Here is a 26,070-nt window from a genome sequence, read left to right on the forward strand (position 1 = left end):
CTGCATCGTGCCCACCCGCATGCCGCCTGGCCTCATGCCGCCGCACCCCGCGCCAGCATCCAGCGGCGCTTGGCCAGCAGCAGGTCGGCGCGCTCGTCCAGCAGGGCCGGCGCGGCCTCGGCGTCGACATCGCCGTGCACCACGCGCTCGAGCATCAGGCGCAGCTCGGTGGCGATGCGCTCCCATTCCGGCACCTGCGGCAGCGGCTTCACGCGCTCGAGCTGGGTGCGAAAGGCCTGCGTGGGCTCGTCGCCGGCCAGCGCCGGGGCCTGCCAGGCCGAGCGCCGCGGCGGCAGGTTGCCGGTGAGCGCATGAAAGCGCTGCTGCACCGCCGGCTGCGCCAGGTAGCGCACCAGCGCCCAGGCCGCGGGCTTGGCCCGCGAGCGTGCAAACAGCGCCAGGCTGGAGCCGCCGGCAATCGAGGCGCCGGCACCCTCGGGCCCGGGCAGCGGCGCGGTGGCCCAGGCGCCCTGCAGCGCGGCCGGCAGCCGGCGACGGAACTCGCCGATCTGCCAGGGCCCGCTGATGTAGAAGCTGAAGTAGCCGCGCGCGAACTCGTTCCAGACATTGGCGATCTGGTTGCTGCTGGCCGGCGGCGCCAGCTGCTGCGCATACAGCTGCAGCACGAAGCGCCAGGCGCGGCGGAACGACTCGCCGCGAAAGTTGCCGTAGCGCCCGCCCTCGCGCAGCAGCGGCGCCTCGCCCTGCAGCGCCAGGGCCACCAGCGGGTCGTACTCGTTGAGCGGCATCAGCGTGGCATAGCGCTGCGGCCCCTGCTGCTGGCGGATGGCCTGCATCATGCGCAGCCACTCGGCCCAGCTGACCGGCGGCGCCTGGAAGCCGGCCTGGGCCAGCAGGTCGCGGCGGTAGAACAGCAGCCGCGTGTCCACGTACCAGGGCAGGCCGTACAGCGCGCCCTGCACCTGGTTGGTGGCCCAGATGCCGGCAAAGTGGTCGGCCTGCGGCACGTCGGGCGAGGAGGCCACCCACTCGTCCAGCGGCGCCAGCGCGCCGAGCGCCACGAACTCGGGCAACCAGCTGTTGCCCAGCTGCGCCACATCGGGCGTGGCATCGCCGGCAAAGGCGGTGAGCAGCTTCTCGTGCGCGGCGCTCCAGGGCAGCTGCTCGATGCGCACCTGGATCTGCGGATGCTGCGCCCGAAAGCCCGCCAGCAGCTCGGCCGCAACCTCGCCCTCGCGGCCCATGGCCCAGAAGCGCACGGTGTTGGCATCGCCCCTGCGCGCGCAGCCGCTGCCGGCCGCGCCCAGCGTGGCGGCGGCGGCACCGAGCCAGGCGCGGCGCTGCATCACAGCGGAGTCAGCCAAGCCAGCCGCCCTGGAAACCGGCGCGCTGCAGCCCGCGCCGCAGGTGCGCATTGCGCCGCATGGTCTGCCACACCACTTCGCCGCGGTGGTTGCCCAGCATCGCCAGCATCGGGCCCTGGTCGATGCCGAGGTAGTCGGTGTCGAACCAGCCCTGGCCCGGCACCACGCGGCCGTGGGTGAGGCGCACATCGGCAAAGTCGAAGCTGGGGTTGAAGGCATCGAAAAAGCCGTAGCGGCCGTACAGGTGCTCGCCCCAGCGCGCCCGCATGGTGGCCAGCGCCGGCAGCACGATCTCGGGCGCAAAGGCGATCGAGCTGCCGGCGGCATAGGGCGCGAGGGTGCCGTCGTCGTGCGTGTGCGCGCCGCCCATGCCGCGGCCGGCGTAGCTGATGAAGCGGCGCATGCGCCCGCCGTAGGCACGCTGCACATCGGCCGGGCCGTCGCAGGCACTCACGCCCCACACCTCGGGCCCGTAGGCCGCCCAGCCCTCGGGGTTGACCATGGCATAGGCGCGCTGCGCATGGGTGGCGCGGCGCGAGTTCTCGAAGTAGTCGAGGCCCGGCTCGCGCGCCTGCATGCCGCGCATGAACCCGTCGTGCAGGCCGCGCAGATCCACCCAGCACTGGGTGAACTGGTGGCCGAACAGCGGCGCAAAGCGCAGGTGGGCCTGGCCGTACTGGCTGCCCCAGGCCTCGGCCAGACCGCTGGCCCAGAAATCCCAGGCCTCGCGGCCCACCGGCCGACTGGGCGCACCCAGCGCCAGCAGGTACAGCAGCATCGATTCGTCATAGGCGCGCCAGTCCGAGCTGATGAAGCCGCTCTCGGGGTGCCAGCCATGGCCGATGCGCGGCGCACGCGGCATGGCCCAGGCCCAGTCGATGCGACGGTAGAACTCGTCGACGCCGTCGCGCAGCCGCGTCTCGTCGGCCTGCGCGCCATCGAAGAAGCTCTGGCAGCACAGCAGGCCGGCCAGCAGCAGTGCGGTGTCGATGGTGGACAGCTCGCAGCGCGCAAAGCGCGTGCCGCTGCGCATGTCGAGAAAGTGATAGTAGAAGCCGTGGTGCCCGGCCGTGCCGCTGGCCTGCGGGCCCATCGGCGCATCGAGAAAGCTGCGCAAGGTGTTGAGCACGCGCTCGCGCGCCGCCTCGCGGCTGACCCAGCCGCGCTGCACGCCCAGCGGCCAGGCGGTGAGCGCAAAGCCGGTGGCCGCGATGCTGGCAAACGAGGGCGTGGGCCAGCGGTCGGGCGCCAGGCCGGTGGCGGCATCGGTGGTCTGCCAGAAGTAGTCGAAGGTGCGGCGCTCGAGGTCGTCGAGCAGCGCCGCCGCCTCGGCCGCCGCCAGCGTGCGCGGCGGCACGCTGGCCGGGGCCAAGCCCTGGCTGCGCGCAGGCGCCGGCGGCTCGGTGCGGCAGCCCGGCAGCCAGCCCAGGGCCCCGGTGGCTGCCGCCGCGGCCAGCAGCCGGCGCCGGGTGCTGGCGGGCATCAGAAGGCGTAGCCCAGGGTCAGCTTGACGGTGCGCATGTCGCCGCGCAGGCCGGTGCGCTTGCCCACGTTGGCGTTGTCGCCGCCATAGGCGTTCTGCGGGTTGCCGGGGCCACCGCCCCAGTCGTCGTAGTAGCCCCAGTTGTCGGTGTTGAACAGGTTCAGCACATCGACGCGCAGGCGCAGCCGGCCGGGGCCCAGCACCAGGTCCTTGGACAGGCCCAGATCCACCTGGCTGAAGCGGTCGCCATCGGCCTTGACGTAGACGCACTGGTTCCAGCCCGCCGCGCAGCTGGTGACCCGGCGCGGCAGGCCGCTGCCGTAGGTGAGCTTGCCCGAGACCTGCACGCCCCAGGGCAGCAGGCCGTCGGCCACGCCGGCGGCCACCACGCGGTGGCGCTCGGTCAGCTTGGACGGATTCCAGCCGTGGGTGGAACGGCCGTGGGTCCAGTCGAAGATGTTGTCGTCCCACTCCTTGTGCGTGGTGCGCGCGTCGGTGTAGGTGTAGGCCACGCTGGCCGACCAGCCGCTGTCGAGCGTGTAGGGCTTGTCGGCCTTCACGAACAGCGACTTGGCGCGGTTCTCGCCCACCGTGTCACCCAGGATCAGCGTGCCGAAGCCATTGGGCCCGCCCCACAGCGGATCGATCGGGCTTTGCGTGCCGTAGCCGCCGTTGGGGTCGCGGTTGCCGCCGGACCAGACGAACTGGTTCTTGGCGTGGATGTCGCTCAGCGTGAACTCCAGGTTCCAGGCCATCACGGCCTGCCGCAGGCCGATGCTCATCTGGTCGGCATAGGGCATCTTCAGCTCGTTGCGCACCAGCCAGATCTCGCCGCCGGTCTGCTTGTTCTTCTGCAGCTCGTCGAGCGCATGGTTGGCCATGGTGCGGTCGTAGCTGCGGCCCCAGCCGCCGAACAGCACCGTGGCCTTGTTGCCGCTGAGGTCGAAGCTGGCACCCAGGCGCGGCGCCAGCGCGCCCTTGAACGACTTGCGGCTGCTGCCGGTGGCGATGTAGTCGTCGATGTTGACGCCGCCCTTGGCCAGCGACTGCGCGTAGGTCTGGCCCGCCGGTGCGGTGATGCCGGCCACGGTGCGGCCGTCCAGGCCGCGCAGGGCCGCCACGCGATCAGCCGGCGTGACGTAGTCGTTGTTGAGCATGTTGTCTTCGTAGTCCCAGCGCAGGCCCAGGTTGAGCTCGAGCTGGCGCGACACGGTCCAGTCGTCCTGCAGGTACAGGCCGAACTGGTTGTTGCGGAAGTCGGCCGCCACCGGCGGGATGGCGCGGGTGATGCGGCACTGGTCGCTGCTCAGGCCGTTGCTGGCGATGTTGCTGCCGGTGCAGGTGTTGCCGTTGTAGTAGGGCAGACCGGTGGTGTTGTCGACCACCACATCCACCGCATCCACGCGAAAGGCCGTGCCGCCCAGCGCATAGTCCATCGCCTTCCACTGCGCCCCACCCTTGAGCACATGGCCGCGCAGGCCGGTGTAGGTGAGGTCGTTCTTGAGGGTCAGGCCGCTCTGCTTGCGGTCTTGCGCATTGGGCGAGCCGCCGTCGGTCATCAGATCCTGGATGTTGCGGATCTCGGTGGTGGGCGAGTACTTGTAGCGCACCAGCGGGTCGGCGGCGTCGGACTGCGGGTTCCAGCGCGCGCTTTCCCAGGCCACGCGGGCCTCGTTGAGCCAGTCGCCGCGGGCCCATTCGTGCTTCAGGTCGAGCCGCGTCTCGTCGTTGTTGTTGTTCAGCGCCGAGCGCGCGGTGGCGATGTCGCTCTCGAGCTTGTAGCTGTCTTCCTGGCGGAACTTGAAGCTGAACTCCAGGCGCTGCTCGTCGGACAGGTTGGCGTTGAGCTTGCCGAACAGCAGATGCTCGTCGAACTTCTGCACGAAGCCGCCACGCTGGGCGGCCAGCGCCGCCACCAGGCCGGGGTTGCCGGCGAACTTGTCGAAGTTGCGGCCGACGATCTGCTTGGGCCGGTCGATGGTCTTGCCGTCGTAGGCCAGCAGGTAGTGCAGGGTGTTGGGCTGCAGCGCACCGCCCAGGTTGAAGCCGTACTCCATCTGCGTGAACGACGGCCGCGGCGTGCCGTTGGCCTCGGCCTCGCGTTCCACAGGGCTGTAGGCGCGCGAGCTGCTGCCCAGGCGGTTGACGTAGGCCTCGCCCTGCAGCGTGTTGGTGCCGCTCTTGGTGATGGCGGTGATGGCCGCCGAGCTGACCTGCTCGAGCTCGGCCTTGTAGTTCTGGGTCAGCACCTTGTACTCGGCGATGGCGCTCTGCGGAAACGGATTGCCCTCGCTGGTGTCCTGGCCCGCCAGGCCGCCGCGCAGGATGTTGTTCTTCTGGCCCATGCCGTCGATGTAGACGTTGACCGCATCCTGGTTCTGCGCGCCGCCGCGCAGCCGGGTGTTGCCGCCGGCATCGGTCTCGAAGCGCACGCCCGGCGCCAGATCGGCCGCGCTGAGGAAGTTGCGCGTGACCTGCGGCAGGGCCTCGATGATCTTGCGCGACACGTTGGTGCCCACCTCGGAGGTGCGCACATCCTTGCGCTGCACCGTGCCGCTGATGATGACCTGCTGGTTGGCACCCAGCGCCAGGTCGAGCGACGCGGTCTCGCCCACCTGCAGCAAGATGACCTCGGAGGCCACGCTGGCCCCGTCGGCACTGATGCGGATCGAGTAGGCCCCGGGGGCCAGGCCCACCAGGGTGTAGCCGCCATCGTTGCGGGTGCTGCTGCGGTAGGTGCTGCCGGTGTCGCGGTTGATGGCCAGCACCAGCAGGCCGCCCTTGGCCGGCGCGCCGCTGGCGGTGTGCACCTGGCCCTTCAGGGTGGCGCTGCTGAGCTGGGCCTGCGCGGGCAGGCCCAGCAGGCTGAGCGCCGCAGCCGCCAGCAGGCTCAGCGCAAGGTGTTGTCGGGTCTTCATGTTTGTCTCCTTCGGTGGGGGCGTCAGGGTTTGGGCACTGCGCGCCTCGGGGCGCGTCTGGTCTCGGAAACAGGGGCCGGCAGGCCGGCGCCGGGCACGGCCGCCGCGCCCGAGGAGCGCCGCACCACCAGCCTGACCGGCAGCACCTGGCGCAGCGCCGGTGCGGGCGCGCGGGCGGCGTTGGCGTTGGCGTTGGCGGCGGTGCCGGTATCGGTGTCGGGGTCGGCTGCGGGGCCGGTCTCGGCAAGCTCGTCGTTGGAGGCCTGGGCGGCCTCGATGCCATCGGCCAGCGCCGCCAGCGCGGCCGCGCCCAGCTCGGCGATGGGCACGTGCACGGTGGACAGCGGCGGCGTTACATAACGCGCGATCGGGATGTCGTCAAAGCCGCCCAGCGCCACCTCGCCCGGCACGGCGATACCGGCCTCGGCCAGCGCCACCAGGCAGCCGATGGCCATCATGTCGTTGGCGGCAAACACCGCATCGGGCCGCTGCGCCACCGGCAGCGCGGCGATGCGGCGGCCCACCGCCTGGCCGGCCGCCTCAGTGAAGTCGCCGTCGAACTCGATCGGCACCTGCGGCCGGGCCAGTGCGGCCAGCGCCTCGCGGTAACCCTGGCGCCGCGCCTGGGCCTCGTGGTTGGCGGCCGGGCCACCGATGAAGGCGATGCGACAACGGCCCTGGGCTGCCAGGTGGGCGGTCATTGCGCGGCCGCCGTCGACGTTGTCGATGGTGAAGCTGGGCAGGCGGCGCGCGGCCGTGCCGCGCTCGTCGGCGGCGGGTTCGGGCGAGTTCAGCAGCACCGTCGGCAGCCGCGGCGCCAGATGCTCCAGCAGCGCCGGCGCATCGGCCTGCGGCGCCATGATCAGCACGCCGTCCACCCGCCCGGCCATGGCCCGCAGCGCGGCCACGGCCTCGTCGGCATCGCCGTGCGAGCTGCTCACCAGCAGGTGCAGGCCGCGCGCCCGGGCGGCCTGGTCGATGCCGCGGATCAGCTCGGAGAAGAACTCGCCGTGCAGGTCGGGCAGCAGCGCGCCGATGGTCTCGGTGCGCCGCATGATCAGGCTGCGCGCCGCACCCGAGGGCGTGAAGCGCAGGCTCTTGGCCACCGACAGGATGCGCTCGCGGGTGTCGGGCAGCACGTTGCTGTGGCCGTTCATGGCCCGCGACACCGTGGCCACCGAGACACCGGCGGCGCGGGCAACGTCCTTGATCGTGGCGGGCATGGTGACGCTGGCAGGGAGCCATGTATACGATTACATGATTAAAACGGCAGCAGCCCGGCGTTCATGTAATCGTTTTCACTGAATGTCAGGCCCGCGCAACGGCGCCACCGCCGCGTGGGCGGGGCGGCCGTCGGGCACGGCGTTCAGCGGCGCGGGCGGCGGGCCGCGCTCAGTGGCGCGGGCGGCAAGCCACGTTCAGCGGCGCAGGTGGCAAGCCACCCTCAGCGGCGCAGGTGGCAAGCCACATTCAACGGCGCAGGTGGCAAGCCACCCAGTGGCCCTCGCCCACATCGCGCAGCGTCGGCGACTCGCTGCGGCAGCGTGCCTCGGCATGCGGGCAGCGGGTGTGGAAGTGGCAACCCGGGGGCGGGTTGATCGGGCTGGGCACGTCGCCCTGCAGCCGGATGCGCTGGCGCCTGACCGTGGGGTCGGGGATCGGCACCGCCGACAGCAAGGCCTCGGTGTAGGGATGCTGCGGCCGCGTGTACAGCGCCTGCGCGGTGGCCAGCTCGACGATGCGGCCCAGGTACATCACCGCCACGCGGTCGCTGGTGTGCTCCACCACGCTGAGGTCGTGCGCGATGAACACATAGGTCAGGCCCAGCTTGTGCTGCAGGTCTTCCAGCAGGTTGATCACCTGGGCCTGGATCGACACGTCGAGCGCGCTCACCGCCTCGTCGCAGACGATCAGCTTGGGGTTCACCGCCAGCGCGCGGGCAATGCCGATGCGCTGGCGCTGGCCGCCCGAGAACTCGTGCGGATAACGCCGCAGGTGGTCGGCCGACAGGCCCACCAGCTCGAGCAGCTCGACGATGCGCGCGCGCCAGGCCTCGCGCGTGGGCGCCAGCTTGTGGATGGTGAGCGCCTCGCCAATGATCGAGGCCACCGTCATGCGCGGGTTCAGGCTGGCATACGGGTCCTGGAAGATGATCTGCATGTCGCGCGCCAGCGCCCGCAGCTCGGACTTGCTGGCCTGCGTGACGCTGCGGCCATCGAAGATCACCTCACCCTCGGTGGGCTCGATCAGGCGCAGGATGCAGCGCCCGGTGGTGCTCTTGCCGCAGCCCGACTCGCCCACCAGGCCCAGCGTTTCGCCACGCTGCAGCTCGAAGCTCACGCCATCGACGGCGTGCACCTGGTCGACCACCCGCTGCAGCAGGCCGCCACGGATCGGAAAGCGCTTGACCAGGTTCTTGACCTGAAGAAGCGGCGCGCCCGGTGCCGCCGCTGCCATGGTGTGGCTCATGCGGCCTCCGCCAGAAAACACGCCACCTTGTGGCCACCATCCAGCGTGCGCAGCGGCGGCGTGGCGCCGCGGCAGGCCGGTTCGGCGCGCGCGCAGCGCTGGGCAAAGCGGCAGCCGGCGGCGGGCTCGATCAGCTTGGGCACGCTGCCCGGAATGGCCTCCAGCCGCTGCTTGTGCGTGGCCGCGGTGTCGATGCGCGGAATCGAGCGGATCAGGCCCTGCGTGTAGGGGTGCAGCGGCCGCGCGAACAGGTCGTGCACGTTCGCCTCCTCCACCACCTGGCCGGCATACATCACCACCACCTTCTGCGCCACCTCGGCCACCACGCCCATGGCGTGGGTGATCAGCATTACCGCGGTGCCGGTGCGCTCCTTCAGGTCCTGCATCAGGTCGAGGATCTGCGCCTGGATGGTGACGTCGAGCGCGGTGGTGGGCTCGTCGGCGATCAGCAGCTTGGGCGAGCAGGCCAGCGCGATGGCGATCATCACGCGCTGGCGCATGCCGCCCGAGAACTGGTGCGGGTAGTCCTTGACGCGGCGCTCGGGCGTGGGGATGCCCACCAGGCGCAGCATCTCCACCGCGCGGTTCAGCGCCTCGGCGCGCGACAGGCCCTCGTGCAGGCGCACGCTCTCGGCGATCTGCTCGCCCACCGTGAACACCGGGTTCAGGCTGGTCATCGGCTCCTGGAAGATCATCGCGATCTCCTTGGCGCGGATCTTCTGCATCTCGGCCGCGCCCAGCGGCACCAGGTCGCGGCCCTGCCACAGCACGCGGCCGGCCACGATCTTGCCGGGCGGCATGTCGATCAGCTTCATCACCGTCTTGGCGGTGACGCTCTTGCCGCAGCCCGATTCACCCACCACGCACACGGTCTGGCCGGCCTCGATGGCGATGTCGACGCCGTCCACCGCATGCAGCCAGCCGTCGTCGGTCTTGAAGTGGGTCTTGAGGCCCTGGATCTCGAGAAGTGCCATCGGTGGCGGGCTCACAGCACACGGCGGGGGTCGAGCGCATCGCGCAGGCCGTCGCCGATGAAGTTGATGGTCAGCACGGTGATGAAGATCGCCAGCCCCGGAAACAGCGCCCAGTGCATGGCCAGGTCCATGTAGTCGCGGCCGTCGTAGAGGATGCGGCCCCAGGTGGGCACATCGGGCGGAAAGCCCAGGCCCAGAAAGCTCAGCGTGCTCTCGGCCAGGATGGCCGCGGCAATGTCGATGGTGCCGGCCACGATCACCGGGCCCAGGCTGTTGGGCAGGATGTGGCGCAGCACCTGGCGCGTGGGGCTGGCGCCCAGCGCCCGCGCGGCCTCGACAAACTCCTTCTCGCGCAGCGAGAAGAACTGCGCCCGCACCAGGCGCGCCACCGGCATCCAGCGAAAGCCGCCGATGACCAGCACGATGAGGATGAAGATGCCCACCTCGAGCCCGAAGGCCGCCTTCAGCGGATCGCGGAACAGAAAGATCAGCAGCAGCAGCAAGGGCAGCTGCGGCAGGCTCAGGAACAGGTCGGTCACCCACATCAGCACCGCGTCGAGCCAGCCGCGCGCCATGCCGGCCACCGCGCCGATGAACACCCCCACGGTGATGGCCATCAGCATCGCCGCCAGGCCCACGGCCAGCGAGATGCGACCGCCGTAGAGCATGCGCGCCAGGATGTCGCGGCCCAGGTCGTCGGTGCCCATCGGGTGGGCCGCCGTGGGCGAAGCCAGGCGCGCGTTGAAGTCGACATCGTTGATGCCCACCTTGTAGAACAGCGGCCCGAGCAGCACCGCCGCCACCAGGGCCAGCAGCAGCCACAGGCTCCAGTACGCCAGCCGGTGGCGGCGAAAGCGCCGCCAGGCCTCGGTCCAGGGGGAGATGCTGGCCACGGCCTTGCCCAGGCCGGCGCCAGGCTCAGCGGTAGCTGATGCGGGGGTCGAGCCAGCCATAAAGCACGTCGGCAATCAGGTTGAAGAGGATCACGAGACAGCTGAAGACGAAAGTCACGGCCATGATGACCGGCGTGTCGTTGCGAAGAATGGCGTCGATCAGCAGGCTGCCGATGCCGGGAATGCGGAAGATCTGCTCGGTGACGATGGCCCCGCCAAACACCGCGGGCATCTGCAGCGCCACCAGCGTGACCACCGGGATCAGCGCGTTGCGCACCACATGCTTGTTGATCACCACCCGCTCGGCCAGGCCCTTGCTGCGCGCGGTGGTCACGTAGTCGAGCCGGATCACGTCGAGCACGGCCGAGCGCACATAGCGCATCCAGCTGGCCGCCTGGAACAGGCCCAGCACGGTGATCGGCATGATCGACTGCTTGAACTGGTCAACCCACCACTGCCAGCCGGTCGAGCCGAGATCGGAGCGGTAGACGAAGGGCAGCCAGCCCAGGTGCACCGAGAACAGCAGGATGAACAGCACCCCGGTGAAGAAGGTCGGCAGCGAGAAGCCGACGAAGGCCACCGTGCTGGCAATGCGGTCGAACCAGCTGTAGGGCCGGGCCGCCGCCAGCACCCCCACCGGCAGCGCCACCAGCAGCGCCAGCAGCTGCGACAGGCCGATCACCGCGATGGTGACCGGGATGCGCTGGGCGATCAGCGCATCGACATCCAGGCGGCTGACGAAGGAAAAGCCCCAGTCGCCCCGCAGCATGCTGCCCAGCCAGGCCAGGTAGCGCTGCCAGATCGGGTCGTCGAGCCCGAACTGCGCGCGCAGCGCCATGCGCACCTCGGGCGGCACGTTCGGGTTGTTGGCCAGGTCTTCAAACGGATCACCCGGCGCCAGCGCCAGCACCGTGAACAGCACGACGCTGATGCCCAGCAGGCTGGGAATGGCGATCAGCAATCGCCGGAGGATGTAGTTCAGCACGGGACCTCATCCGCGAGCAAAGCAGGGCGCAGCCACCCGACCGAGGCCGGGTTGCCACAGCGGTGATCGGGCAGGCAGGACGCTGCCGCCCGATCTCAGTCGCGGTACCAGTAGCCGATGGCCCAGGTCGCGTTGTCCCAGGCCGACAGCGCCGGCTGCAGCTTGTTCACCACGCCATAGGGCCGCGGCCGCATGAACAGCGGGATCACGTGGCCGTCGTTGACCACCAGGTCGTTCATCTTGACGAACAGCGCGGCCCGCTTGACCGGGTCCATCTCGGCGGTGGCGGCGGTGTGCGCCGCGTCGTACTCGGCATTGCTCCAGCGCACCAGGTTGCGGCTGGCCCACTTGTTGGCCTTCTGCGAGATCTGGGCGGTGGTGAACTGCTCCATGAAGAACTGCGGGTCGGGCTGGGTCATGGTGGTCGTGTACATCTGGATGTCCGACCAGAACTTCTGATAGGTATCGGGGTTGGCCGCGTCGCTGCCGAAGTACACCGCGGCCACGATGCTCTTGAGCTCGAGCTCGATGCCGGCCTTGGTGCAGGCGTCCTTGATGATCGCCTGGCACTTCTGGCGCGGCTGGCTCACCGAGGTCTGGAACACGAACTTCAGCTTCTTGCCGTCCTTGGCGCGGATGCCGTCGGCCCCCTTCTTCCAGCCCGCGGCCTCGAGCACCTGGTTGGCCTTCTCGATGCTGAACTCGTACTTCAGGTTCGGGCTGCGAAAGCGCGGCGGGTTGTTCAGGAAGTTGGCGGTGGCCACGGCACCGCGGCCGTAGATCACGTCCTGGATGCCCTTGCGGTCGACCAGCAGCGACATCGCCGTGCGCACCGCCTTGTCGCCAAAGATCGGGTGCTTGCTCTTGACGCTGGCGCGTTCGCCCTCGACCTCGTTCCAGGGGTCGGACACGTTCAGCGACACGAACTCGATGTCGCTGCCCGGGTAGAACATCATGCGGCCCTTGCCCGCGGCTTCCAGGCGCTTGAGCAGCTCATCTTCGACCGCCAGGTTCCAGGCGAAGTCGAACTCGTTGGTCTGCAGCACGGCGCGCGCGGCGCTCAGTGCATCGCCACCGCCCTTGACCTCCACCGCGTCGAAGTGCGGCTGGTTGGCGATGTGGTAGCCGGCATAGGCCTCGCCACGCAGCATGTCGCCCGGCTTGAAGTCGACGATCTTGTACGGGCCGGTGCCCACCGGCTTGGTGTTGGCCGGGTTCTCGCGCGACTTGGCGCCGATGAAGGCCTCGAACACATGCTTGGGCAGCACCGCGCCGTAGGCACTGGTGAAGGGCTCGGCCCAGAACGGCGTGGACTTGGGGAAGCTGATCTTGACCGTGTGCGAGTCGATCTTCTCGACCTTGATGTCGCGGTAGGTGGCCACCGACACCGCCGAGGTGGCGGGGTCGCCCGCGTACTGCGCGGTGAACAGCACGTCGTCGGCGGTGAAGGGCTTGCCGTCGTGCCAGGTGACGCCCTTCTTGAGCTTCCAGATCACGCTCTTGCCGTCGGCGGCCAGGCCACCGTTCTGGCGCGTCGGGATCTCGGCGGCCAGGCGCGGCACCAGGTTGCCATCGGTGTCCCAGCCGGCCAGCGGCTCGTAGAAGATCATGCTGGCGTCCTGGTCCTTGGTGCCGCCCGCGAAGTGCGGGTTCAGGTGCACCGGGCCCTGCCAGTAGATGATCTTCAGCGTGCCGCCGCCACCGCGCTTGGTGGGCTTGTACGGCAGCGTCGAGGTGGTCTGGGCCACACCCTCGTGCAGCAGCAGCATCGACGCCATCGGCGCGCTCAGGCCCAGGCCCACCATCTGGCGGATCACGTCGCGGCGGCTGCTGCGGCCGGACTTGGCTTCGTCGATCAGGGCCCGCAGGGCACGTTCTTCTTGCATGACAACTCCGTATCGTGTTCGGGTTCGATCGCAACCGGCCGCTGCCCGGTGGGACAGCCGGCCTCCCAAGGAGGGTGGCGGGATACTAGCGATATCCGGGCCAGCCACCATGCGGAATCGCCCCATTCTGGTGAACCCGCTGCAGGCCTGCTGCGCGCGCCCTTGGCCCAGCGCCCCGCGCTGCGCGCACCCAGGGCCCCGCCACCCACGCCGCCTGCGGCGCGCAGCGGCGTGAGTCAGGCCGGTGCCGCATGGCACGGGTGGGTGGGTGGGTGGCCCAGGCCGGCGCTGAGGTCGAGCCCGGGGCCGGCGGTGGCGCGCCGCACGGCGCGCGGGCGGTCAGACCAGGACGCGCTCGATGCCGCCCTGGTTGGCGCGGGCCACGTAGTCCTGCAGCCAGGTGTCGCCCAGGATGTGGCGCGCCATCTCGATGACGATGTAGTCGGCCTCGAGCAGGCCGCCTTCCAGGTCGTTGCCGTAGCGGGTCAGGCCGGTCAGGCAGGCCGGGCAGCTGGTGAGGATCTTCACCGGTGCCTGGCCCTTGGTGGCCACCGCCCCGGCAGGGGCCGGCTGGCCCGTCTTGCCGGCGGCCGCCGGCAGCGCGCGCAGCTGCGCCTCGTTCTTGCGCAGCTCTTCTTCCTTGCGGAAGCGGATCTGCGTGGAGATGTCGGGGCGCGACGTGGCCAGCGTGCCGGCCGTGCCGCAGCAGCGGTCACTCTGCACCACGGCGGGGCCGACCAGGGCCTTCACGGTCTTCATCGGCTCCTGCAGCTTCATCGGGCTGTGGCAGGGGTCGTGGTACAGGTAGGCGCCGGCCTGCTCGGGCGTGAGGGTGATGCCCTTCTCGAGCAGGTACTCGTGGATGTCGACGATGCGGCAGCCGGGGAAGATCTTGTCGAACTGGTAGCCCTGCAACTGGTCGTAGCAGGTGCCGCAGCTGACCACCACGGTCTTGATGTCGAGGTAGTTCAGCGTGTTGGCCACGCGGTGGAAGAGCACCCGGTTGTCGGTGATCATCTTCTCGGCCTTGTCGAACTGGCCGTTGCCGCGCTGCGGGTAGCCGCAGCACAGGTAGCCGGGCGGCAGCACCGTCTGCACGCCGGCGTGCCACAGCATGGCCTGCGTGGCCAGGCCCACCTGGCTGAACATGCGCTCGGAGCCGCAGCCCGGAAAGTAGAACACCGCCTCGCTGTCGGCCGTGGTGGCCAGCGGGTTGCGGATGATCGGCACGTAATCGGCGTCTTCGATGTCCAGCAGCTTGCGGGCGGTCTTGTTGGGCAGGCCGCCAGGCATCTTCTTGTTGACGAAGTGGATCACCTGCTCCTTGATCGGCGCGCTGCCCACGCTGGCCGGCGGCCGTGCGGTCTGCGCCTTCACCAGGCCCGACAGCAGGGTGTTGCCCACGTTCACGGCCTTGCCGCCCCAATCGAGCACCGCGGTGCGCAGCGCGCCAATCACATGCGGGTTGCGCGTGTCGAGCATGGCCATGGCCGCGGCGGTGGCCGGGCGCCAGCTCTTCTGGCCCATCTTGCGCAGCAGGTTGCGCATGGCCATCGTGACATCGCCGAAGTCGATCTTCACCGGGCAGGGGCTCAGGCACTTGTGGCACACCGTGCAGTGGTCGGCCACATCCTCGAACTCCTCCCAGTGCTGCAGGCTGATGCCGCGGCGCGTCTGCTCCTCGTACAGGAAGGCCTCGATCAGCAGGCTGGTGGCCAGGATCTTGTTGCGCGGGCTGTACAGCAGGTTGGCGCGCGGCACATGGGTGGCGCACACCGGCTTGCACTTGCCGCAGCGCAGGCAGTCCTTGATGCTGTCGGAGATGGCGCCGATGTCGCTCTGCTGCATGATCAGCGACTCGTGCCCCATCAGCCCGAAGCTGGGCGTGTAGGCATGGCTCAGGTCGGCAGCATGCACGTCGTCGCCCAGGCGGCTCAGGGCCTGGCCGCGCAGCAGCTTGCCCTTGTTGAACCGGCCCTCGGGGTCGATGCGCTGCTTGTAGGCCGTGAAGTTGGCCAGCTCCTCGTCGGTGAGGAACTCGAGCTTGGTGATGCCGATGCCGTGCTCGCCCGAGATCACGCCGTTGAGGCTGCGCGCCAGCACCATGATGCGCGCCACGGCCTCGTGGGCCGTCTGCAGCATCTCGTAGTTGTCGGAGTTGACGGGGATGTTGGTGTGCACATTGCCGTCGCCGGCATGCATGTGCAGCGCCACCCACACGCGGCCGCGCAGCACCTCCTGGTGGGCCTGCTTGCAGGCGTCGATCAGCGGCGCGAACGCGGCGCCGGCAAACAGCATCTGCAGCGGCCGCAGGATCTGCACCTTCCAGCTGGCACGCAGGCTGTGATCCTGCAGCTGGTCGAAGTAGCTGCGGCTCTCGTTGGGCAGCACCGCGTCGAGGTGCTGCATCCACTGCTGCCACTGGGCGCGCACGTCGCCGATCAGCACCAGGGCCTGCTGCACGCGGTCGTCCAGCCACTCGGGGCTGGGCACGGCGCTGGCGTCGTCGGTCTTGCCGGTCAAAAGGCTCGGCAGCTGGCCGCCGGTGAACAGGCGCTCCAGCCGGTCGGCCAGCGCGATCTTGTTGCGCAGGCTCAGCTCGATGTTGATGCGCTCGATGCCCAGCGTGTACTCGCCCATGCGCTCGAGCGGGATCACCACGTCCTCGTTCACCTTGAACGCGTTGGTGTGCTTGCTGATGGCCGCGGTGCGCTTGCGGTCGAGCCAGAACTTCTTGCGGGCCTCGGCGCTGACGGCCACGAAGCCCTCGCCCGAGCGGGCATTGGCCAGGCGGATGACCTCGCTGGTGGCCCGCGCCACGCGGTCGGCATCGTCGCCCACGATGTCGCCGATCAGCACCATCTTGGGCAGGCCGCCGCGCTTGCTCTTGGTGGCGTAGCCCACGGCCTTGAGGTAGCGGTCGTCGAGGTGCTCCAGGCCGGCCAGGATGGCGCCGCCCGGCTGCTTCATCTCGGCGAACATGAAGTCCTTGATGTCGACGATGCTGGGCACGCAGTCCTTCGGGTTGCCGAAGAACTCGAGGCACACCGTGCGCACATGCTCGGGCATGCGGTGCACCACCCAGCGTGCGCTGGTGATCAGGCCGTCGCAGCCCTCTTTCTGGATGCCCGGCAGGCCGGCCAGGAACTTGTCGGTCACGTCCTTGCCCAGGCCTTCCTTGCGGAACACCCGGCCGGGGATGGCCAGCGTCTCGGTCTTCTCGAGCACCTTGCCCGTGGCATCAAACCAGCGCAGCTCGAAGCGGGCCTCGGCGATGTCGTGGATCTTGCCGAGGTTGTGGTCCAGGCGGATCACCTCGAGCCACTTGGCCTCGGGCGTCACCATGCGCCAGCTGGCCAGGTTGTCGAGCGCGGTGCCCCACAGCACGGCCTTCTTGCCGCCGGCGTTCATGGCGATGTTGCCGCCCACGCAGCTGGCCTCGGCCGAGGTGGGATCGACCGCAAACACATGGCCGGCGCGCTCGGCGGCATCGGCCACGCGCTGCGTGACCACGCCAGCACCGGTCCAGATGGTGGGCACCTTGTGGCCCACGCCGGGCAGGCCGATGAACTCGACCTCGGTCATCTGTTCGAGCTTCTCGGTGTTGATCACCGCGCTCTTCCAGGTCAGCGGCACGGCGCCGCCGGTGTAGCCGGTGCCGCCACCGCGCGGCACGATGGTCAGGCCCAGCGTGATGCAGCCGGCCACCAGCGCGGCCATTTCGGCCTCGGTGTCGGGCGTGAGCACCACGAACGGGTACTCGACGCGCCAGTCGGTGGCGTCAGTGACATGGCTCACCCGCGACAGGCCGTCGAACTTGATGTTGTCCTTGGCGGTGTGGGCGCCCAGCACGCGGCGCGCGCGCTGGCGCAGATCGGCCACCTGCGCAAACTGCGCACCGAAGCGCTGCACCGCGCCACGCGCCATCTCGAGCAGGCTGCCCACGTGGCCGTCGCGCACCGGGTCGGTCGCGGGCGTGCGGCGGCGCTCGACCTCGTGCAGCCGGTGGTTCAGCGCATCGATCAGCAGCTGGCGGCGGCGCGGGTTGTCGAGCAGGTCGTCAACCAGGTAGGGGTTGCGCTGCACCACCCAGATGTCGCCCAGCACCTCGTAGAGCATGCGCGCCGAGCGGCCGGTGCGGCGCTCGCCGCGCAGACGGTCGAGCAGATCCCAGGCGCCGGCGCCCAACAGGCGCAGCACGATCTCGCGGTCGGAGAACGAGGTGTAGTTGTACGGAATCTCGCGCAGGCGGGGTGCCTGCGCGCCTTCGACGGCGAGGTCGCCGCCAGCCAGGCTGGGGATCACGAGCGGTGCATTCATGTGGGGCTGACAGGCGCCGGATTCTTGGAGAAAAGCGCAGCGTCGCCGGGGGCAGGCACCTGAAGCCGTATGGTATCGCAGTGCAACAATGCCCCTTCGCGGGGCCGGGCCAGGGTCGCCGGCGGGCCACTGGATGGCCGCGCTGCCGGCCCGGGCCACCGGCGCGGCGCGGCGTGCGGGGCTTGCGCAAAGCCTGCGCACGCCCTGCCCCGCCTGTGCCGGACGCCCGACACGAAGGGGTTAGTCCCCATGCCCGCGCACGCCAGCCTGTGACAGAAACGCGCCTGTCATCAGATCTGCCGACACTGCACGCCTTTGTCATTCGAGTTTCACGGAGAAGACATGAATTTCCGCCAAGCCAGCACCGCTGGCCTCACCCTGGCCGTGCTGTCGGCCCTTACGCTGCCGGCCCAGGCCCAGACCGAAGTGATCTGGTGGCACTCGATGAGCGGCCAGCTCGGTGAGTGGGTCAACGGCCTGGCCAAGGACTTCAACGCCAGGCAGACCACCTACAAGGTGACGCCGGTGTTCAAGGGCACCTACCCCGAAAGCTTTGCCGCCGCCATTGCCGCCTTCCGCGCCGGCAATGCGCCGCACGTGCTGCAGGTGTTCGAGGTGGGCACCGCCAGCATGATGGCCAGCAAGGGCGCCATCGTGCCGGTCAGCGAGGTGATGAAGCGCGCCGGCGTGGCCTTCGACCCGGCGGTGTACGTGCCGGCGGTGTCGGGCTACTACACGGCGCCCAACGGCCAGATGCTGAGCCTGCCGTTCAACAGCTCGACCACCGTGCTGCACTACAACAAGGACGCCTTCAAGGCCGCCGGCCTGGACGCCAACAGCCCGCCCAAGACCTGGCCCGAGGTGGCGCTGGCCGCGGCCAAGCTCAAGGCCAGCGGCCACAAGTGCCCGTTCACCACCAGCTGGCAGAGCTGGACCCAGCTCGAGAGCTTCTCGGCCTGGCACAACGTCGAGTTCGCCAGCCAGCGCAACGGCTTCAACGGCCTGAACACGCGCCTGGCGGTCAACACGCCGCTGCACCAGCGCCACATCGAGAACCTGGCCAACATGTCGCAGCAGGGCCTGTTCGTCTACAAGGGCCGCAACAACACGGCCGATGCCACCTTCGTGTCGGGCGAGTGCGCCATGCTGACCGGCTCGTCGGCGGTGTATGGCGCGGTCAAGCGCAACGCCAAGTTCCAGGGCGGCATCAGCACCCTGCCCTTCTATCCCGACGTGGCCGGCGCACCGCAGAACACCGTGATCGGCGGCGCCAGCCTGTGGGCCATGGCCGGCAAGAAGCCCGACGAGTACAAGGGCGTGGCCGAGTTCTTCAAGTACCTGTCGGACGCCGGCGTGCAGGCCAAGAGCCACCAGGAGACCGGCTACCTGCCGATCACCAGCGCGGCCTTCAAGATGACCGAGGAGGCCGGCTTCTACAAGGCCAACCCGGGCACCGATGTCAGCGTCACGCAGATGATCCGCAAGACCACCGACAAGTCGCGCGGCATCCGCCTGGGCAACTTCGTGCAGATCCGCACCGTGATCGACGAAGAACTGGAGCAGGTGTGGGGCGGCAAGAAGAGCGCCAAGGAAGGCCTGATCGCCATCAAGAACCGTGGCGACACCTTGCTCGAGAAGTTCGAGAAGGACAACAAGAACTGATGCCGCGCTTGCGGCGGCCCCAGGCTGCCGCCAGCCAGGCCCTTTGACGGCACGGCGGCCACCCCGCCGCGCCGACAACGGCAGCGGCAAGGCCACGCGCCTTGCCGTTGCGCTTTGACCTCGGAGACCGACCGCAACGATGGCCGTCGAGAAACGCGTCCGCTTCAAGAGCTGGTGGCTGCCCTGGGTGCTGGTGGCGCCGCAGATGGTCATCGTGCTGGTGTTCTTCTTCTGGCCGGCCGGACAGGCCCTGTTCCAGAGCGTGCTGCGCGAGGACGCCTTCGGCACCAGCTCGCAGTTCGTGGGGCTGGAGAACTTTCGCGCGCTGTGGGCCGACAGCACCTACCTGGCCTCGTTCCAGACCACGACGGTGTTTTCGCTGCTGGTGGCGGTGCTGGGCCTGGCCTGCTCGCTGCTGCTGGCGGTGATGGCCGACCGCGTGACCCGCGGCGCCATGGTCTACCGCACGCTGCTGATCTGGCCCTATGCGGTGGCGCCGGTGGTGGCCGGGGTGCTGTGGCTGTTCATGTTCGCGCCGTCGATCGGCGTGGTGAGCCATGCGCTGCGCGCCGCCGGCATCGACTGGAACCACCTGCTCAACGGCACGCATGCCATGACGCTGATCGTCATGGCCGCGGTGTGGAAGCAGATCTCCTACAACTTCCTGTTCTTCCTGGCCGGCCTGCAAAGCATTCCCAAGAGCCTGATCGAGGCCGCGGCCATCGACGGCGCCGGCCCCTGGCGGCGCTTCTGGACGGTGCAGCTGCCGCTGCTCACGCCTACCAGCTTCTTCCTGCTGGTGATCAACATCGTCTACGCCTTCTTCGACACCTTTGCCATCGTCGACGCCGCCACCTCGGGCGGGCCGGGCAAAGACACGGCGATCCTGGTCTACAAGGTGTACTTCGATGGCTTCAAGGCCATGGATCTGGGCGGCTCGGCCGCGCAGTCGGTGGTGCTGATGGTCATCGTGGTGGCGCTGACGGTGCTGCAGTTCCGCTATGTCGAACGCAAGGTGAACTACTGATGAGCCCCACCCTCAAGCGGCCTGCGCCGGCCGCGCGGCCAGCGCCCACGCCGGTGGCCCGGGAGCTGCCGCGATGATCGAGAACCGCCCCATCGCCAACACGCTGTCGCACCTGGTGCTGGTGCTGGGCGTGCTGATCGTGGCCTTTCCGGTCTACGTCACCTTCGTCGCCAGCACGCAGACCGCCGAGCAGATCGTGCAGCAGGTGCCGATGTCGCTGCTGCCGGGCAGCAACATGCTGCAGAGCTACAAGCTGGCGCTGTTTGGCGGCCAGACGGCCTATGGCAGCACCATCGCGCCGGTGGCGCCGATGATGCTGGTCAGCCTGATCACGGCGCTGGTCATCGCGTTGGGCAAGATCGCCATCTCGCTGCTGTCGGCCTTTGCGGTGGTGTACTTCCGCTTTCCCGGCCGCAACCTGGTGTTCTGGATGATCTTCATCACCCTGATGCTGCCGGTGGAGGTGCGCATCCTGCCCACCTACCAGGTGATCTCCGACCTGGGCATGCTCAACAGCTATGCCGGGCTCACCGTGCCGCTGATCGCCAGCGCCACCGCCACCTTCTTGTTCCGGCAGTTCTTCCTGACCGTGCCCGACGAGCTGGTGGAGGCCGCCCGCATCGACGGTGCCGGGCCGCTGCGCTTCTTCAAGGACGTGCTGCTGCCGCTGAGCCGCACCTCGATCGCGGCGATCTTCGTGATCCAGTTCATCTACGGCTGGAACCAGTACCTCTGGCCGCTGCTGGTCACCACCAGCGAGGACATGTACCCGGTGGTCACCGGCATCAAGCGCATGATCTCCGGCGGTGATGCCGCCACCGAATGGAATGCCGTGATGGCCACCGCCATGCTGGCCATGCTGCCACCGGCCTTGGTGGTGATCCTGATGCAGCGCTGGTTCGTCAAGGGCCTGGTGGACACGGAAAAATAAGGTGTGACATGGGTGCCATTGCACTGAGACAGGTCGAGAAGACCTACGGCCAGGGCCCGAAGGCCAACAAGGTGATCCACGGCGTCGATGTCGAGATCGCCGATGGCGAGTTCATCGTCATCGTCGGGCCCTCGGGCTGCGGCAAGAGCACGCTGCTGCGCATGGTGGCCGGCCTGGAGGAGATCACCGGCGGCGAGATCGCCATCGGCGGGCGCGTGGTCAACCGGCTCGAGCCGTCGGAGCGCGACATCGCGATGGTCTTCCAGAACTACGCGCTGTATCCGCACATGAGCGTGTACGACAACATGGCCTACGGCCTGAAGATCGCCAAGTGCAGCAAGGCCGAGATCGAGCAGCGGGTGCGCAAGGCCGCCCGCATCCTCGAGCTGGAGGCCCTGCTCGACCGCACGCCGCGCCAGCTGTCGGGCGGCCAGCGCCAGCGGGTGGCCATGGGCCGCGCCATCGTGCGCCAGCCGGCGGCGTTCTTGTTCGACGAGCCGCTGTCCAACCTCGATGCCAAGCTGCGCGCCCAGACCCGGCTCGAGATCCAGAAGCTGCACGCCGACCTGGGCGTGACCTCGCTGTTCGTCACGCACGACCAGGTCGAGGCCATGACCCTGGCCCAGCGCATGATCGTGATGAACGGCGGCCGCGTCGAGCAGATCGGCACGCCCGAAGAGGTTTACGGCCGGCCGGCCTCGCGCTTCGTGGCCTCGTTCATCGGCTCGCCACCGATGAACCTGCTCGAGGGCCGCGGCGAGGCCGGGCGCTTCACGCTGGCCCATGGCCAGGGCCTGCCGCAGACCGCGCCGCAAGACGGCCCGCTGCTGCTGGGCGTGCGCCCCGAACACCTGACGCTCGATGCCCAGGGCGCCTGGGCCATGGCCGTGCAGACGGTGGAGATGCTGGGTGCCGAGCGCCTGGTGCATGGCCTGATCGGCAGCCAGCTGATCACGCTGCGCCTGGATGCCACCCTGCCCGCGCCGCGCCGCGGCGACACGGTGCACATGAGCCCGATGGCCGGGCATCTGCACTGGTTTGAAGCCACCAGCGGCCGGCGCCTGGCCGCCTGACCGCTGACGGAGGCACCCCATGACCCCCTGGCCCTACCCGCGCTGGATTGCGCACCGCGGCGCCGGCAAGCTGGCCCCCGAGAACACGCTGGCGGCGTTTCGGCTTGGCGCCTCGCACGGCTGGCGCATGGCCGAATGCGACGTCAAGCTCTCGGCCGATGGCGTGCCCTTCCTGCTGCACGACGCAACCCTGGAGCGCACCACCAACGGCGGCACGGCCACCGCCGGCGCGCTGCCCTGGTCGGCGCTGTCGCGCCTGGACGCCGGCGCCTGGCACGGCCGCGCCTTTGCCGGCGAAAGTCTGCCCACGCTGGCCGCGCTGGCCGCCTACCAGCGCGCCAACGGCCTGCTGCTGAACATCGAGATCAAGCCGACGCCCGGCGCCGAACACGCCACCGGCCGGGTGGTGGCCGAACATGCCGCACTGCTGTGGGCCGATGCCGCGGTGCCGCCGCTGCTCAGCTCGTTTCGGCCCGAGTCGCTGCAGGGCGCCTGCGAGACGGCGCCGCAGCTGCCGCGCGCCCTGCTGCTCGACTCGCTGTGGGACGGCTGGTTCGACATCGCCCGGCAGCTGGGCTGCGTGGCCATCGTCACCCACCACCGCCTGATGGACGCCGCACTGCACCAGCGCGCGCGCGACGCCGGCTGGCGCACGCTGTGCTACACGGTGAACGAAGCCACCGACGCCGAACGCCTGCTGGCGCTGGGCGTTGACGGCATCATCACCGACGCGGTCGACCGCTTCGCGCCGGCGGCCGGCTGAGCCAGCCGCTCATTGCGGGGACAGCCTCTCAGGCCTCGGCCGTCGACGGCAGCTCGCGCACATTGCGGATCACGCCCGTGCGCCAGGCCAGCAGCGCCAGCAGGGCCGCGGTCAGGCCCACGCAGGCCAGCGTGGCGCGCAGCGACACATGCTCGCCGATCCAGCCGCCCAGCAGCGCCCCGGGCACGCCCGGCAGCAGGATCAACCAGCGCATGGTCGTCGTCATGCGGCCCAGCAGTGGCTCGGGCGTCACCGCCTGGCGCAGCGCCAGGAAGTTGATGAACACCAGCACCGCGCCGGCACCGGTGAGCACCATCATCCCGGCAAAGCCGGCCACCCCCAGCGCCGCGCTGCCGGGTGGCGTGAGCGCCGGCAGAAGCCAACCCGCCGAGCACATCGCAAAGCCCAGCACCAGCGTCGGCCCCGGGCCGTGGCGCTGGCTCAGCCGGTCGCCCAAGGTGCTGGCGGCCACCGTGCCCACGCCCAGGCCCACGTAGCACAGGCCCACGGCCTGCTCGCTGAGGCCCAGCGTGCGCGAGGCGTAGAGGATCTGCACCGCCTGCGCGGCATGGTGGCACAGCTGCCACACGCCCACCGCCGCCGCCAGCGCCACCAGCAGGCGCTGGCCCGACACGAAGCGCAGGCCCTCGCGCAGATCGCGCCCGAAGCTCACATCGCGGCGCGGCGCCACGGTTTCGTGCACCGGCAGGCCGCGCAGGATGGCGGCCGAGCTCAGCAGGGCCAGCGCATCCAGCAGCAGAGCCAGCGGTGCCCCCACCAGCTTGATCAGCAGACCCGCCAGGCCCGGGCCCATCACCTCGGCGCCCGAGCTGGCCAGCGCATTGCGGGCATGGGCCTGCACCAGCTTGTCGCGTGGCACCACCTGCATCAGCACGATCTGCGACGCGCTGCCGGCGCTGGCATTGACCGCCCCGATCAAGAACGCCACCGCATACATCCACGGCATGCCCAGCCAGCCCAGCCACCAGCTGGCCGCCACGCTGGCCACCGACAGCGCCACCAGCAGCTCACCGGCCACCACCACGGGCAGCTTGCGCACGCGGTCCAGCCACACGCCGGCCGGCAGCGACAGCAGCGCGAACGGCAGCGTCTCCATCGCGATCAGCCAGCCCATCTGGGTGGGGCTGGCCTGCAGCAGCAGCGCTGCCGTCAAGGGCAGCGCCAGCAGCGTGACCTGCTGCCCCAGCGACGCGATCAGCACCGAGCCGAACAGGCGGCGGTAGACCGGATCGCGCAGCACATCATCCGGCGCCAGACGCAGGCGCTCGCGCCAGACCGTGTGCCGCGGCCCGCTTGGTGTTCGTATGGTCAAACTCGCCCCCCTCAAGTGCCCGCCGGCCCTTGTGAGGCGGCCAGGCCATCGGGCGATTGTGCGGGCTGTGCCGGGGGCAGCGCCCCGCCGCATCCCCCCGTCGGCGGGGGAAACCGCTCAGCTGCGGTAGTCGGCGTTGATGCTGACGTAATCGTGCGAGAGGTCACAGGTCCACACCGTGGTGCAGGCCGCACCACGGTGCAGCACCACCCGCACCGTGATCTCGCTCTGCTTCATCACGCGCTGACCATCGGCCTCACGGTAGTCAGGGTGGCGGCCGCCCTGGCGGGCCACATGCACATCGTCGAGGTACAGGTCGATCAGCGTCTGGTCGAGGTCGTCGATGCCGGCATAGCCCACCGCCGCCAGGATGCGGCCCAGGTTCGGATCGCTGGCAAAAAACGCCGTCTTCACCAGCGGCGAGTGCGCAATCGCATAGGCCACACGGCGGCATTCGTCGTCGTCGGCACCGCCATCCACCTGCACGGTGATGAACTTGGTGGCGCCTTCACCATCGCGCACGATGGCCTGCGCCAGCTGCTGCGCCACGGCAATCACCGCCTCGCGCAGCGCCTGACCGGCCTCGGACGCCAGGCTGCTGATCGGCGCATGGCCGGCTTGGTGCGTGGCCACCAGCACCAGCGAGTCATTGGTCGACGTGTCGCCGTCGATCGTGATGCGGTTGAAGCTCAGATCGGCCGCCTCGCGCACCAGCCCTTGCAGCAACTCGGGCGAAATCACGGCATCGGTGGCCATGAAGCCCAACATGGTGGCCATGTTCGGCCGGATCATGCCGGCGCCCTTGCTGATGCCGGTGACCGTGACCGTGCGGCCGCCAATCTGCACCTGACGCGAAGCCGCCTTGGGCAGCGTGTCGGTGGTCATGATGCCCTGCGCTGCCAGCGCCCAGGCGTCGGCCTGCAGGGCGGACAAGGCCATGGGCAAGCCCGCCTCGATGCGCTCGACCGGCAGGCTTTCCATGATCACGCCGGTGGAAAACGGCAGCACCTGCTGCGGCGCCACACCCATCAATCCGGCCAGCGCCGCACAGGTGCGACGGGCCCGAGCCAGGCCGTCGACTCCGGTGCCGGCATTGGCATTGCCGGTGTTGATCACCATCGCCCGGATGGCCGAACCCGTGCCCAGATGCTCGCGGCACACCTGCACCGGCGCGGCGCAAAAACGGTTGCGCGTGAACACGCCGGCCACCGATGCGCCGTCGTCCAGCGCAAACACCACCAAATCCTTGCGATGGGCCTTGCGCACGCCGGCCTCGGCCACGCCGATGCGCACACCGGCCACCGGAAACAGATCGGCCGCCACGGGCGGCTGCAGATTGACGGGCATGCGCTGAAACCTTCGCGTTGGCTGCGGTGAAAGAAAAGCGGATTGTAGAAACGAACAAGGCGGCCGAAGCCGCCTTGTTGAGCATGCAGGCGTTGCCGCCTGCGGTGCCGCTGAATCAGCCGCGACGGCGGCTGGCCAGGAAGCCGACGGCGCCCAGGCCGGCCAGCATCATGGCGTAGGTCTCGGGTTCCGGCACCGGCGACGCCGAGATGTAGCCACCGATCGGGGCCTTGACGGCCGAGAAAGCCGAGATCGTCAGGGTGTAGCTGCCAGCAGCCAGACCGGCGAAGCTGAAACCATCAGCGGCGTTGCCGTCGGTCCAGGTGACGCTGCCATCGCTGATGGTGGCGGCGGTGGAGACATTCGGGGTGAACGACGAGATGCCACCGAGCACGTCGCTCAGGCTTGCCAGCGAGAACGAATAGTTCAGGGTGAACAGGCCCGTGCCCGAACCACCAATCAGCGACGCATCTTCGGTGAGCGTGCCCAGGGGCATGGTGGCAGCAAAGCTGGACGTACCGGCCAGAACCAGGGTTGCCGCGGCAACGATCGACTTCAGTTTCATATAAACCTCTCCTTGAATCAGTGGATGAACCAGAGCAAGTTGCGTGCCGAGCTCATCCGTACAGCAGCTTGCCAACTCGGTTGAAGCTTAACCAGTCGCCTTGTCTGGAGCACCCC

At 69.3% G+C, this 26,070-nt stretch carries 18 protein-coding genes; 5 read left to right on the top strand and 13 right to left on the bottom strand.

Annotated elements, in window-relative coordinates; all coding sequences use genetic code 11:
- Positions 1–32: 32 nt before the first annotated feature.
- The 10 genes from N4G63_RS12080 to N4G63_RS12125 form a co-directional block, all read right to left on the bottom strand.
- Positions 33–1,325 (bottom strand): sugar ABC transporter substrate-binding protein, encoded by a 1,293-nt coding sequence (locus N4G63_RS12080; RefSeq protein WP_260788655.1) that lies wholly within the window; start codon positions 1,323–1,325, stop codon positions 33–35.
- On the bottom strand, positions 1,318–2,808 hold the full coding sequence (locus N4G63_RS12085) for a glucoamylase family protein (RefSeq protein ID WP_260788656.1): 1,491 nt from the start codon (positions 2,806–2,808) through the stop codon (positions 1,318–1,320). The genes N4G63_RS12080 and N4G63_RS12085 overlap by 8 nt, the downstream gene beginning before the upstream one ends.
- Positions 2,808–5,726 carry a TonB-dependent receptor gene (locus tag N4G63_RS12090; protein WP_314599716.1) on the bottom strand — a complete coding sequence of 973 codons (2,919 nt, stop codon included), beginning with the start codon at positions 5,724–5,726 and terminating at the stop codon, positions 2,808–2,810. Before N4G63_RS12090 ends, N4G63_RS12085 begins: the two co-directional genes overlap by 1 nt.
- Positions 5,727–5,749: 23 nt before the next feature.
- Positions 5,750–6,949, bottom strand: a complete 1,200-nt coding sequence (locus tag N4G63_RS12095) for a LacI family DNA-binding transcriptional regulator (protein ID WP_260788658.1) — start codon at positions 6,947–6,949, stop codon at positions 5,750–5,752.
- 247 nt (positions 6,950–7,196) lie between these two features.
- Positions 7,197–8,195 (bottom strand): ABC transporter ATP-binding protein, encoded by a 999-nt coding sequence (locus N4G63_RS12100; protein WP_260790623.1) that lies wholly within the window; start codon positions 8,193–8,195, stop codon positions 7,197–7,199.
- Positions 8,192–9,169, bottom strand: coding sequence for an ABC transporter ATP-binding protein (locus N4G63_RS12105; protein ID WP_314599717.1), 978 nt, complete (start codon positions 9,167–9,169; stop codon positions 8,192–8,194). Before N4G63_RS12105 ends, N4G63_RS12100 begins: the two co-directional genes overlap by 4 nt.
- A gap of 11 nt (positions 9,170–9,180) precedes the next feature.
- On the bottom strand, positions 9,181–10,062 hold the full coding sequence (locus N4G63_RS12110) for an ABC transporter permease (RefSeq protein WP_314599718.1): 882 nt from the start codon (positions 10,060–10,062) through the stop codon (positions 9,181–9,183).
- Between the two features lie 25 nt (positions 10,063–10,087).
- Positions 10,088–11,047: an ABC transporter permease gene (locus N4G63_RS12115; protein WP_260790621.1), complete on the bottom strand. Its 960-nt coding sequence runs from the start codon at positions 11,045–11,047 to the stop codon at positions 10,088–10,090.
- 95 nt (positions 11,048–11,142) lie between these two features.
- Positions 11,143–12,933: a peptide ABC transporter substrate-binding protein gene (locus N4G63_RS12120; protein ID WP_314599719.1), complete on the bottom strand. Its 1,791-nt coding sequence runs from the start codon at positions 12,931–12,933 to the stop codon at positions 11,143–11,145.
- A gap of 339 nt (positions 12,934–13,272) precedes the next feature.
- Positions 13,273–17,253: a DUF3683 domain-containing protein gene (locus tag N4G63_RS12125; protein ID WP_260790617.1), complete on the bottom strand. Its 3,981-nt coding sequence runs from the start codon at positions 17,251–17,253 to the stop codon at positions 13,273–13,275.
- A gap of 342 nt (positions 17,254–17,595) precedes the next feature.
- Between N4G63_RS12125 and ugpB the strand changes: the two genes are divergently transcribed.
- From ugpB to ugpQ, 5 genes are all read left to right on the top strand, one after another.
- Entirely contained in the window at positions 17,596–18,915 is a 1,320-nt protein-coding gene (gene ugpB / locus N4G63_RS12130; RefSeq protein ID WP_260790615.1) for a sn-glycerol-3-phosphate ABC transporter substrate-binding protein UgpB, read from the top strand.
- Between the two features lie 139 nt (positions 18,916–19,054).
- Positions 19,055–19,942, top strand: coding sequence for a sn-glycerol-3-phosphate ABC transporter permease UgpA (ugpA, locus tag N4G63_RS12135; protein WP_260790613.1), 888 nt, complete (start codon positions 19,055–19,057; stop codon positions 19,940–19,942).
- Between the two features lie 73 nt (positions 19,943–20,015).
- Positions 20,016–20,873: a sn-glycerol-3-phosphate ABC transporter permease UgpE gene (gene ugpE, locus N4G63_RS12140; RefSeq protein ID WP_260790604.1), complete on the top strand. Its 858-nt coding sequence runs from the start codon at positions 20,016–20,018 to the stop codon at positions 20,871–20,873.
- A gap of 8 nt (positions 20,874–20,881) precedes the next feature.
- Positions 20,882–21,946 (top strand): sn-glycerol-3-phosphate import ATP-binding protein UgpC, encoded by a 1,065-nt coding sequence (locus N4G63_RS12145; RefSeq protein ID WP_260790602.1) that lies wholly within the window; start codon positions 20,882–20,884, stop codon positions 21,944–21,946.
- Positions 21,947–21,965: 19 nt separating this feature from the next.
- On the top strand, positions 21,966–22,709 hold the full coding sequence (gene ugpQ / locus N4G63_RS12150) for a glycerophosphodiester phosphodiesterase (protein WP_260790600.1): 744 nt from the start codon (positions 21,966–21,968) through the stop codon (positions 22,707–22,709).
- Positions 22,710–22,737: 28 nt separating this feature from the next.
- Here ugpQ and N4G63_RS12155 read toward each other — a convergent pair whose 3' ends face one another.
- The 3 genes from N4G63_RS12155 to N4G63_RS12165 all read right to left on the bottom strand — a co-directional run bounded on the left by N4G63_RS12155 (position 22,738) and on the right by N4G63_RS12165 (position 25,954).
- On the bottom strand, positions 22,738–23,970 hold the full coding sequence (locus N4G63_RS12155; RefSeq protein ID WP_260790598.1) for an MFS transporter: 1,233 nt from the start codon (positions 23,968–23,970) through the stop codon (positions 22,738–22,740).
- A 189-nt stretch (positions 23,971–24,159) separates the two neighbouring features.
- On the bottom strand, positions 24,160–25,389 hold the full coding sequence (argJ, locus tag N4G63_RS12160) for a bifunctional glutamate N-acetyltransferase/amino-acid acetyltransferase ArgJ (RefSeq protein ID WP_314599720.1): 1,230 nt from the start codon (positions 25,387–25,389) through the stop codon (positions 24,160–24,162).
- A 115-nt stretch (positions 25,390–25,504) separates the two neighbouring features.
- Positions 25,505–25,954 carry an FxDxF family PEP-CTERM protein gene (locus N4G63_RS12165; RefSeq protein WP_260790596.1) on the bottom strand — a complete coding sequence of 150 codons (450 nt, stop codon included), beginning with the start codon at positions 25,952–25,954 and terminating at the stop codon, positions 25,505–25,507.
- Positions 25,955–26,070: the final 116 nt, after the last annotated feature.

It is taken from the genome of Aquabacterium sp. OR-4, from assembly GCF_025290835.2.
Lineage (GTDB): Bacteria > Pseudomonadota > Gammaproteobacteria > Burkholderiales > Burkholderiaceae_C > Pseudaquabacterium.